Genomic DNA, 12,109 nt, shown 5'->3' with positions numbered 1-12,109 from the left:
ACGGAAACCAGGGGACCAAGAATTTCCAAACGGCTGCCACGGCTGCTAGAGCCGCCGATGGGATTATATTTGACCACCAATGCCCGGGTGAATCCACGTAAGTTATTCGCAGGGCATTGTAGATCAGGCTGCAGCGACGCATCCGTGGCTCTGAGGTGGCATATGACGGAAAACCACGTCAAGGGATGGAATCTACCAAGCGGAGGCGCTGATGGGTTGTTACGCTCGCCCAAATTTTTTCTACTCTGACATTATGTCAGCAATGGGCGCTGCCAAGGCATGAAAAGAGTTGCGGCACCCACAGCGCCCGTCATGTTCGATGCCACCCCCGAACCCGTCATCTGCCCGGCAAATAGGCCGAACATTCAGTATGCGGCGAAGCCGGGCAATAAGTAATCCCTGGACAACCTGGTGCACGTGTTCACATTCCGGACAGGCAGCAGGAAGATGGTACTTAGGTATGCGGGCCAGAGGGCTGATGTTTTCCACGCCCGAAGACTAATATGGGGAATGCAACTTTCCCCAAAGAAAGCCTCAAGGAAATATCAAGATTACTATTCGGCTGGCTATATTCCGAAAGTCGGCTAATACGAGTGGTCGCTTGTGATGTGGTCGGCGCTGGCTGCATTGGCGTGAAGCCAGCCACAAGAGAAGCTCTGCTTGCCCCCTCAGTTAGCGGGGCTTCTTTCATCACCGTATCCGGTGCATCTTTAAGCGAAAGCTATCGGTAACCATCCACGATCGCGGCTGCAATTTCTTTATATGCACGGCGTGTCTCGGGCCTGAGCACATCCAGCGTGACCAAATCTCCATCCGCTACACCTCGATCATGCGGCACAGCGATGAGTTCACGACAGATACCAGCAAGGTGATCCTCAATCGCGTCCTTGTCCACGCGGGACGAGACTTCGTCTTTGTCCGTTATCACTACAATGGCATTTCTGGCCAACTCCTCGTACCCATGGCTGGCCAACCAGAGCAAAGTGCTTCGGGCACGCTTGGCACCGCTCACTGCGTAGCCGGCAGCGATGACAAGGTTATCGGCAGACTGCAAGATACCGCTCATGGCATTGTGTGTTACTCCAGTACCGCAGTCGGTCAATGCCACCGAATAGTAGCCTGAAACGAGCCTCCGGATACGCAAGTATTCCTCTGCGGTCAAGGAATCTGAAACCTCAGGGTCCTGCTCTCCGGCTATAAGATGCAAACGCCCGGCATGGTGCATATACCTGGCCAGGTCTGTCAAAGAATCAATGGAGTCAATGTTTCTAAGGAGATCTGTGATGGTACGCGGGCTGGATTGTTGATATATATCCTCCCCCAGTGCGCGCTCCACGAGGTCGCCCGAGTCGGGGTTGGCGTCGATGGCGCATGGGGCGTCTCCCCGGAATTCAGCGAGAGTTAGGCCGACGCCGACAGTAGTGGAAGTTTTTCCAATGCCCCCCTTGAGACTCAGGACGGCCGTGTTATAGCTGCCCTGCAACTGCCGTGAGATGCGGCGAGCCAACTCGTCTTCCTGCCGCTGCTTAGCACCTGGGCCCAGGTTCCAAGCACCGCCGGTGAGTTTATAGAGGGCACCACGGATTCCGCCCACTGGGCGCGGCTTCTGTTCCTTAACGAACAATCCAGGCGAACTGATGAAGTCAGGCATAGGTCTGTCAACAAGCATCTCGGCAACAGTAGGCCGGTTTCGGCGGAAGCCTGAAGCACCAGCAGGAGCGTTCGATGGTGGTGGCGGAGTCTGGCTGGAGCCAACACGTGGCAAGGAAGTATCGGATTCTGCAACGACAGGCTGCACGGCATCGGATGCGGCGGCAGCATCCGCCCAGGAGGTCCGGCTCTTCGCGGGAGGGCGGGCGTCGCGTGGACTGGAGGTGTTGGGCGGTACAGCTGGCATGTTTCCTGTCCTGGCATCCATCAGCTCAGACCGACGTAAATCGCGGCGACGTCGCTGTAGCTGCCCTGCGTCCTTATCATGAGCGTGTGGATCTCGATCCGTCGGATCGGTCATGTCAGTCCCCCGGACGTTTGAGCATAAGTTCGTACGGCATTGATACAAACAGTAAGTCTAGGGGTTAAGGCGATCAGGGCGGGTCATATGCGAGTTATAGCAGCTGCCACAACGGTGGCGGTAAGAATAAGTAGAACGATCAGGATCGCGTAGCCCTGCCATCTAGGACGGCCTTTATGCGGGTTGATATCAACGTACGGCATGGCTAGGGGCGGTTACCTCGAGTTGCACTATTTACCGGGAGGCGAAGGGCTCGACGCTTGAGTCGAAGCCTCTGGAGAAGGACGAAGAAAGGAACCAGAAGTGTGCCTAGCAGTGCACACAGCGCCAGAGCATAGTCGGAAATAGCCACAGCAGCCTCCATCGGTCATTGATCCCCATCGCCAATGACCTAATCACGTGGCCGGTGAATTCACAAATCAAGTCACCAGTCGGCTCGTCCCACAGGAGTTCATTGCCGTAGGGCGACCACCACTACAGCCATCGTGGCAACGGCCAGAAAGGACAGCATGAGGTATGAAAGTTGCTGCAATTTGCGCTGACGCTGCTCTCGCCGCAAGTACCGGGCCTGATAAGTACCTCCGTATTTACCCATGCCCGAGATGCTACGAACACAGCCTCAAGGAATGATCAAGTCATGCCTTTTATTACGGCAGCTATCGGTTCATGTAGCGAAAGCGCTCGGCCTACGGCTTATGAAAATCATCTGCTTGCATCCACGGGGAACGTTGCACACTCATGAACCGTCATCGCGGGCGAGCTGGGACCAGCAGAAACACCTTGCACTAGGTTGTTCGCTCTTCGACGGCTCTTTCTTAGTGTTTTCCGGCGTGGCTATTCGTCTTCTGCCTGGACTCGCGTCCTTAGCTTCAAGGACGGGCTTTTCTATAAACCAGCTAACTACTGCCGGCGGAACTGACGCGAGGGCAGTCACTACTGCGCAGAGCAAGACCCCGAGCCAAGAGAAGCCTCCTGGCGGTAAGAACTCAATGCCGGGAGATATGACAGCAGGTAAACACGGCCCCGAGGATACGGCACACCTCTGAAGCATTCGCGTAACAAGTCCAGCAGGCCGCCGCCCGCTATGCAGGGGACGGCAAACTCTTGCTCGGTTAACTTGTCCGGCTTCAGCGCCGACAACAGGCAGCATGATTTGCTACGTCAGGCCCAACATACTGACGAAGCTGAATTGCTACAGGACCAGGCGTGGTGGACGAGACCCGACCAGGCAGGCTCAACAAGCACCGCTTCGCCGTAACGCATTCGTCAGCGGCAACCTCCCTCGCCGCCTTTTGAATTTTGGCCCTTGCGTACCTAACAGCATGTCGTTGTCACGGATCTGCCTGTCGGCCTATCGAGATACTTCTCCATTCGCTGGGTTCCTGAAACAGGTAGTACCTCTGAAGACTAAGTAGACATGGCGGTAGCAAAAGGGTACACGCCACGGTGGTAGGGAGATTTGCAACCAAATAGCTTCGAATAACAACAGCAAGTATCTATTGTTTGAGGGGCGCAGATGTTGATGCTGAATTCGTTAACTTTCCAGGTCTGCAAGTCAGTACTAAGGTCGTGGACCCGTGGGTAGCCCATATAGCGCGGAGCCGTGGTCGGCGTCTGAGAACACGCAGGCAGTTAGACGGCGGAAGTTTCTTACTTTCGGAACCGTTGTCGCCGGAATGACTGCCGCCACAACTGTTGGCGCAAATCGGGCTAACGCGGCCGCTGAGGCCACCAACGCAGTTACGGAATTTATTTCGGTGGCCGAAAAAGGGGCGGCAAATGGTGTCGCCACTTTGGATACCAACGGTAAAATTCCGATGTCGCAAGTGCCCCTTTTCCCAACCTCTACCCCAATTTCGGTACAAGCAGACCGAGCAGGGGCAAGGATTGGCTCGCCAACTCCAATCATGCTCGGGTCCAATATGACTCGTATTGTGTCTGGAGTCGAAGGGGCGAGCGAACTTCGGGAACAGGATGACATCGTATGGGACCCCGACGACCCTAACCTTGATATGTGCCCCGAACGCGAGTTCAAATTCTACTTCACCGCTGTGATCGAGGGGCTTTCTCGCATCTACGTGGCCTTCTCATCAGATGGGTCTACGTTTACCGCCCCGGTCCGCTGCGTCATGGACAAGGACGATAGACCCAGCGAAGATCCTAACGTGACCCAGTCGCTCGTTCCCCGAGGCAAGGTTTACCGCGATACTGACGGCCTTTTGTACCTGTATGTAGAAGATAAGCTCTCTAGCACAATTTTCGCCTATTCGTCCGCTGATGGTGTTGATTTTTCCGTCCTTGCAGGTAATCCTGCGATTCCGAAGGGTCCTTCAGGAACGTGGGACGGGTATTTGGCGGGGAGCCCTATAGCGCGGCATGATGGCACTCAGTTTCTAATCGGTTACGAAGGCGTGGAGGGCACCAATTCAAGTACGACCCGCGGAATTGATGGCGCACCAGGGCCCTTTGAGTCATTTGGTTTGGCTTATGGAAAGACGGCGAACTCGCTTACTAAGTCTCCAAGTAATCCATCTTGGCCAGCTGGTACCGAGCCTCTAGTAGGGTCAAGTCTTGTAGTCGATTCATTCTTCTTCAATGATGACCAAAGCGCATTTATATTTACTGCTCATAATGGACGACTGAACGATTTGCCAAAGTGGACGACACTACGCGGTATCACCAAAAACATGAATCCGCTCACCTGGAAAGCAGGAGACATAGCGGGATTCGGAGGTTCCGTGGATCACAACTACTTGTTCGATTTCACTGTGGATCACAGCCACCAAGACATGAGTCGGATCATCACCCAGCACGGTGGTGGCGGAGGATTTGTTAGCAGGGCACTGGCAAAAGTTCCCGTTTCATACGGCGTACCTCTGGCCATTTGGCTTGACGCATCTTCAGAAACACAGTACACGGACGGTGCACTATTGACCTCGTTGACGGATAGGAGCGGCAACGACCGCCATGCGGTGGCCTCGGGTTCGCCGACCTATGCCTCCAACGTCGTAGGCGGTAAACCTGTCTACCGATTCGGTGCGACTACATCTGCTGACCATGCGGATTCTCAAGCCTTCAATCTACCCGTGCCCGTGACCGCGTTCGTTGTGGCAAATATCCTCACCCCTGAGTATGTATTCGATTCAGCCAGTGGGCAGCGGGCCGGATTTGGTGTTGGTGTAATAAGGCCTGGTGAAATAGGTTTTTTCAATGGTGAAGCCACGACGTATGCTTCTGGGCCAACTTCCCTTCCAACGGGATGGCATATATGGATGATTCACACGGCGGGCGGACCGTTCGAAAACGTCATATATCGCGATGGCGTCATATTTGCCCGTGGCCCGGGCGCTGCGACGACTTGGACTGAACTTCGCATCGGAATGTCCCAGACAGGAGTGCGGGGCGTTGTTGACATTGCAGAAATAGGGGTAGCAACGACGGCACTCACATTGGACAGGATCAACCGCATCGGTTCGAGGCTCGCGAAGAAGTACAGCCTTTCTTGGCTACAAGTCACCGACTGATCGACGGCAGTTAGACGCGCTGCAGTATGTTATGGCGGACAGCCGGCGCTTCTTCAGCCCTGAGCATTTCATTCGTTTCCAGCATGCAAGTAGATGACCGTAGTTAGACGTACCGAACTTGCAAACATCTCATGCTGAGGAAACGGGTATAATTCATTGCAGTCTCGCCAAGTAGCAGACGTAGGCTTGCGCGGATCCACAGTCCATCATGGGGGGCTTCTAGGCCGATGAGCAGCCTAACTAGATCGGATATGAAACATCAATCGTTTCTTCAACCTCCAGTTGTTGGGGAGAGGCTACACCCGCATGAGTGGAACAGACGAAATTCCTAAACTCGAAATACCTGCGGCTGTGAGGCGCCGAAGACTTCTAACTTTTGGAGCCTTATTCACAGGCTTTTCTGCGATATCCAGTCTCAAATTCCACGACTCTAATGATTCTTCTGAGGCCAACCCATCAGCGGCAGCAACAGGTGTCGCAACCCTAGACTCGAACCGCAAGGTTCCGCTGGGGCAACTTCCAGACTTGTCGTCAATGTTTGTGAGTGCAACAGTACTGTCCGGCCCAGGCATCGATCCGACCGGGAGAGCAGATTCGGCTGCCGCCATCCAAAGGAAAATCGACGCTGTCCGCGATGCCGTCCGCGAAACGGGGTTGGCCACTAACAATGTCCTCGTTTTACCGGGCGGGCACTACCAAATCGAAAAAACCATAGTGCAACCACCCTACGTCCACATCGTGATCCAAGGCACGGCAATTGTTGAGTGGAAAGGTGGCAACGGGACGTGCTGGCACATAACGCCGCTACCCGACGATCCCGCTAACCTTTATGCTCCATTGGAAAAGAACCAGTGGAATAATCACACGCTGATTGACGGCAATCTTATATTGCACAATACCTCGACGAGCGACGGAACCAGTGTGGGGCTGGAATTGGGGTCGCGTTCTGATCTAGGTGCTGGACGGCTATTAAAGGGCTACTCCATCAGAGGTGTGTCCATTCAGCGGTTCGACACACTTAAAAAGATGAACACCTATAATCACTATCTTGGGAGGTTCGAAAACTGCCTGTTCGAAGTTGCAGGCGGTTACAATGCGACTGTAACAGGGGCTTGTCTCCGGGTCGGTGACCCCGAAAATGGAAACTTCAATTCTGGCGAAAACTTTGAGTACGCTCATTGCATCTTCGCCTCAGCGAAACAAGCAATCGTTGTCGATGCTCCAGGTTGGGACCTAAGCTTTAACAACTGCTCCTTCGATTATTTGGCCACTGTTGCCAAGCTTAACAAAGGTTATGGCCGGCTAGCGTTCCAAGGCGGGCATATTGAAGCAATCAACGTCGAGCAAACAGAAACAAATGGTGTACTCGTGTCTGAAGTGGCAGAAGGAACATCAAATGTTAATTTCGATGCAACAACAATGCTCGTTCAGCCCAGATCCGCTATCCGCGGCAGAAACCTCGTTGTGACGGGTTCTGCGTACCTACGTCCGGCTGGCGACAATAATACTGCGTTTCCGGGCTCATTTCTCGTTACGGAGGAGGTAACTGCTTGCACTCTCAAGAATCTTGAGATCTCCAATAGGCGCATCGTGTCCGCTATGGACAACCGCCTTGTCGATCCATATTTTGAGGACGAAGAGATCGGAGTGTTGCAGGTAGGAGCCTCACTTGTGAATTGGGAAATTAGCAATTGGGGTGTATCCACCGTGGAAGTATCTTCCGAGGGACTATCTGGTGGGGGAAGGTCAGTAAAAGTTGTGCTATTAGCTGGATCTTCTGTCGTCTTTCAGGCCAAAGACGTGGTCCCGCTGCGTAGCGGCTGGGAACGAAGCGGAACCATCTGCCTCCGTGCTGATTTTGAAGGTGTCCGAGCGTCTGTTAGTGCGATATATCTCAGAGGGAATGGCCAAGAATTTTCGCCCGAAGAAGAAGTAAGCCTTCTTGCTGAGCACCTCCCTGCCGGTTCCTGGCGCATGCCCAGCGTGATGCAACAAGTAGCACCGCATAGCAACCACGCCGCCCGTGCTGTGTCCGTCAAACCCATCTTTGCTATTTCAAATCCGACTAATAGAACCATAAGCGCATACATCGGCTACCTATACTTCGGCGAGTAGGTCGGGAAACGTTGAGCCAAGACAAGTTGGCAATTTTGCACCGCCCATCATCGGCTGACCCTGCATTGAAAGACTTGGAAGGCTAGCTTGACGTCCAAGCTCAACTAACATACCCGGGCAACCATCGCAGTGGACAGTAGCAAGAGTAGCCGAAAGAATTCACGGATATTTACGACTGGCGCGGAGCAGATGGCGTCTTCTGCTGTTTGTGCTTTCGTCTAATCGCGCTCGTCTGAAATATCCCCCAAAGAAGAATTACGAGCAGCACGGCGGCTGAGGCAAACATCCCGGTGACAGACGCTGGATCATACGCCTGAAAAGCGGTGGCAGCGAGGAACCAAAAAGCGAGGGTCAGATAGGCGGCCAAGCTATTGCGGCCCAGTATGCATAGAGGAGAAATAAGCCAGCCTGCCCGACTGGTAATGAGCTTTGTTAGGAAGCGCGTAAGAAAAATGAACAGTGCGAACGCAAGCACCAGCGAAGCTGGACCCAGCGAGAACTTACCCAAAAGGAAGTCGATAGCTGGTCCTTCTACTTCGAGAACCCGCAGCAGTCCTCCCAGGCAGAGAAGCATCACTGAGGCGATAAGTGCAGCACGCGAGTCGAACACCTTGCGCACTGCTTTCGAAGTCCAGTGCCAGCCAGCAAGCAATCCCACTACATACAGAGCTTGCCAGGCTCCCAGATTAAAATAGCCCAGCTCGCCGGGTGCGGCAGGTAACGTAAACTGTTGCGGCATGATCAAGGCAACAACGTAAATACTTGCAGAAATGCAAAACACAGCCCATGTTCGGCCTCTAGCAAGCAGGGGCGTTATCGCTTGCGTGCAGAAAATCAGGACTGCATAAACGGACAACAAGTCAGCGTTCATGGCATTTACGGACAAAATCAATGCGCCACCGACGGCTATTAACCAGCCCTGTTCGTTGACAACCTGTGGCAGTAGCGGATGACCAACAGCGTATGCGCCGGCGCATAACGCGGCAAATGTCAAAACCAGATGGTATACGTAAAGTTGTCTTGAGCGTCTGCGTAGAAGCCTAGCACCCGCTTGAAGAGACTTGGTCGCGATGGCCCTACGTTGAATCATCCCGATTAGCACGCCAGCCAACAGGACAAACCCCACCGCTCCGTCAACCCAGCGATAGGCATGTGTCATCTTGTCTAGTAAAGAACCAGAGGAAGCGTGATGAACAACCATGCTGACGATGCAGAGCCCTCGCAAAGCATCGAACGCAGCAATCCTATTGACTTGATTCAAGCATCCCCCCAAGATCGGCCCTTTGACCTTTTTAATGGACTCGCCGCGCAGAGTGAGTGCAGGACAACTCTATCTGATATCGCACCTTTCTCCAGCCGGGAGATTTGAGCACCACAATGCTTTCACTTATTTCCCTGCACTCCTACCTATACCAAGATGTCTAGCGAACCAAATTTTCCCAGGGCAGCTGGGTTCCGACAACGGCCACTGTGACGCGTGCAGCAGGTAAGGCCTACGCGACGAAAAACGTAGAACGGAACGCTATGAAGGGGCAAGTGCGAGCTAGAGTTCGCCTCAAAACCAGAGTTCCGTTGGATCCGACCGTAGCTGAGTTGCGGCGCATGAGTCAGACATTTAGTGGCAGCAGCCGAATGATGCCGCACCCACACATTTCAAGGCGCATGGCAGCGCTCGAATGTGAGTACTCCCAGTATCTAGATAGGTGCGGGATGGCTTTTAGACGCGTACCCCCTACTGTGGTTCGGACGAGACTCACCAACTAGCTTCTTAGCAAAGACAGACCTGATTTTGAAAGGCTCTAAAGTTGATGCTAACCGTAGCTACCGTCCCAGTGCGAAAAGCCTCCCATGCCCGATGCGGTGCTCCCCATGACAGCTGAACGGCATTCGGTCAACGGCGCTAACCCGGCGGTGAGGCGTCGCGGCCTACTGACTCTTGGAGCCCTGATGACAGGCGTCTCAGCAGTGTCGGGACTCGGTGCGAGTCGGGCCAATGCTGCGCAGAGCGCCCAGAACTTGCCCACTGCTTACGTCCCCCTCGCCGAGAAAGGTGTTGCTAGCGGCGTTGCTACCCTGGACGAACAGTGCAAAATTCCGTTGGAACAAATCCCGGATGTATCTGCCAGCGTTGCTCGTAGGTTGACCCAATTGCAAAAGCCGACACTGGGCCCGCTCCTGGCGGGCTACGTTACCCGCACCACCGAACCCATCGGTATCGTGGGCTTAGGATCAAGTACTACCGCCGCGGAGAACCTCGAGGTCAAGTCCCGCTACTTCTCCTTACTCATCAAGAACCTGCAAGCGGCCTACCCCTCAGGGTCAGGCGCGGAGTCCGTGGTGGGGACCAATTCAGACGGAGCAAAAAAGACCCGGCCTGGTATCCACGGCTACAACTTTGGGGTGAGCGGGACCACGTCGGCAGATTATCTTACAGACTCTAAGGTGACGATGATTGGTGCCTTGAACCCGCGGGCGGTCACGCACATGGTGGGATCTAACGATTTTGCCTACATGGTTCCTCTGGCTACCTACAAATCGAATCTAATATCGTGGATAAACAAGCTGCGAAACGCCATTCCTGGCCCTTGCGTGCACATCCTGATCCACGCTCACGAACGATATGACTATCCAACCCCTCGACGACATAAATGGGACGAATACCGCAGCGTCCTTCAGGAAATTTCTGCGGAGAACTCCCGTGACGTGGTCTTCATTGACGTTTCCGAACAGTACAGAGCCGTGGGTATTCCCTCCTCGGATCCCCTCGCCCTCATGCACGAAGATCGGATTCATTTACGTGATTCCGGTCATCTCCTCATGGCCAACTTATTGGCGCCAATGCTTGGAGCGGCAAGCCTGGTAGCCCCAGCGGTACCGGTGGGAAACCCAGTCCACAGGCTGGTATATGACGATTTCCGGCGGCCAGATGCCTCCACTCTAGGCACCGCGACCACAGGGCAAGACTGGATCATAGCGTCCGGAACTTACGGGATTGCCGGCAATAAAGCCAGGGTCACGGCCGGTGGGACCGCCCTGATTGAGACCGGAGTTAAGGACATGGATGTAAGTGCGGTTATTGCTAACCCTACCGTCCAGACGTGTGGAATCGTGGTCCGAGCCATCGATGATGGCACGCGGATGGGATTGTTCATGGACGTCCACGGTTCAACGCAACTATGGATTAAGTACGGCACTGTCAACGCTTATTTTGCCGTGGGAACAGCGGTTGGACTTCGTACAAGTGCGAACATCTTCAGGGTGCGCTCCGTCGGCGACACAGTAGAAGGTTACGTAAATGGGGTCCGCCTCATCAACTACACCTTGACGGCCGAGCAATCAGCCGCGTTGAACACAAGCAGCAACACAAAGGCTGGCATCCGTTGTGGAGTCAAAGACTCACTTATCGGTTGGGCTGAATTTAGTGTGACATCCATTTAGAAGTGAAAGCGTCGGCCTAATCATTTTTGCTCCTCATGCAGAGCGTCATCGGAACCAATGTGAACTCACAGTTCAATGATTGTTAGCACTACTCGACCGTGACGCTCTTGGCGAGGTTGCGGGGCTGGTCCACGTCGTAGCCCTTGGCCGCGGCGAGTTCGGCGGCGAAGATCTGCAGCGGGACGGTGGTCAGCAGCGGCATCAGCAGAGGTGGTGTTTCCGGGACGTAGAAGACGTGCTCGGCGTAGGCCTTGACGGCTTCGTCGCCTTCCTCGGCGATCACCATGGTCCGGGCGCCGCGGGCACGGATTTCCTGGATGTTGCTGATCACCTTGGCGTGCAGCGATTCGCGGCCGCGCGGGGACGGGACAATCACGAACACCGGCTTGCCTTCATCGATCAGGGCAATGGGGCCGTGCTTGAGCTCACCGGCGGCGAAGCCCTCGGCGTGGATGTAGGCGATTTCCTTCAGCTTCAGCGCACCCTCGAGGGCCACCGGGTAGCCGACGTGCCGGCCCAGGAACAGGACGGACGTTTCGTCGGCCATGCTGCGGGCAAGCTCGCGCAGCGGTTCGGCGTTGTCCAGGATGGTCTGGATCTTGGCCGGGATCTTGTTCAGGTCCGCCAGGACGTCCTTGATTTCGCCGTCGTAGGCGTTGCCGCGCAGCTGGGCCAGGTACATGCCCAGCAGGTACGCCGCGGTGATCTGGGCCAGGAACGCCTTGGTGGAGGCCACCGCGATTTCCGGCCCGGCGTGCGTGTACAGAACGGCGTCGGATTCCCGCGGGATGGTGGAGCCGTTGGTGTTGCAGATCGAGATCGTCTTCGCGCCCTGTTCCCGGGCGTACCGGACGGCCATCAAGGTGTCCATCGTTTCGCCGGACTGGCTGATGGAAACCACCAGGGTGTTCGCGTCCAGGATCGGGTCGCGGTAACGGAACTCGTGCGCCAGCTCCACCTCGGTGGGGATCCGGCACCAGTTCTCGATCGCGTACTTCGCCACGGTGCCCGCGTAGGCGGC

The 12,109-nt window shown here is 55.0% G+C and carries 6 protein-coding genes; 3 read left to right on the top strand and 3 right to left on the bottom strand.

Going from position 1 to position 12,109, the window contains the following annotated elements:
* Window positions 1–721: 721 nt before the first annotated feature.
* Window positions 722–1,651, bottom strand: a complete 930-nt coding sequence (locus B5520_RS07360; RefSeq protein WP_254865510.1) for a MinD/ParA family ATP-binding protein — start codon at window positions 1,649–1,651, stop codon at window positions 722–724.
* Between the two features lie 2,036 nt (window positions 1,652–3,687).
* On the opposite strand from B5520_RS07360, the gene B5520_RS22360 reads away from it, so the two are divergent.
* Both B5520_RS22360 and B5520_RS07350 read left to right on the top strand, forming a co-directional pair.
* Entirely contained in the window at window positions 3,688–5,535 is a 1,848-nt protein-coding gene (locus tag B5520_RS22360) for a hypothetical protein (RefSeq protein ID WP_139386219.1), read from the top strand.
* A 306-nt stretch (window positions 5,536–5,841) separates the two neighbouring features.
* Window positions 5,842–7,650, top strand: coding sequence for a glycosyl hydrolase family 28-related protein (locus B5520_RS07350; RefSeq protein ID WP_139386218.1), 1,809 nt, complete (start codon window positions 5,842–5,844; stop codon window positions 7,648–7,650).
* A 169-nt stretch (window positions 7,651–7,819) separates the two neighbouring features.
* Here B5520_RS07350 and opgC read toward each other — a convergent pair whose 3' ends face one another.
* Entirely contained in the window at window positions 7,820–8,911 is a 1,092-nt protein-coding gene (opgC, locus tag B5520_RS07345; protein ID WP_139386217.1) for an OpgC domain-containing protein, read from the bottom strand.
* 587 nt (window positions 8,912–9,498) lie between these two features.
* Between opgC and B5520_RS07340 the strand changes: the two genes are divergently transcribed.
* Complete coding sequence (locus tag B5520_RS07340; RefSeq protein ID WP_079596432.1) at window positions 9,499–11,088, top strand: SGNH/GDSL hydrolase family protein; 1,590 nt, start codon at window positions 9,499–9,501, stop codon at window positions 11,086–11,088.
* Window positions 11,089–11,176: 88 nt separating this feature from the next.
* On the opposite strand, the gene B5520_RS07335 is transcribed toward B5520_RS07340, so the two are convergent.
* On the bottom strand, window positions 11,177–12,109 hold a 933-nt coding region (locus B5520_RS07335), incomplete at its 5' end, for an isomerizing glutamine--fructose-6-phosphate transaminase (protein ID WP_139386216.1).

This window comes from Arthrobacter sp. P2b (assembly GCF_900168295.1).
Taxonomy (GTDB): domain Bacteria; phylum Actinomycetota; class Actinomycetes; order Actinomycetales; family Micrococcaceae; genus Arthrobacter.
The sequence above is the reverse complement of the archived record's forward strand: the minus strand, read 5'-3'. Positions and strand labels throughout refer to the sequence as shown.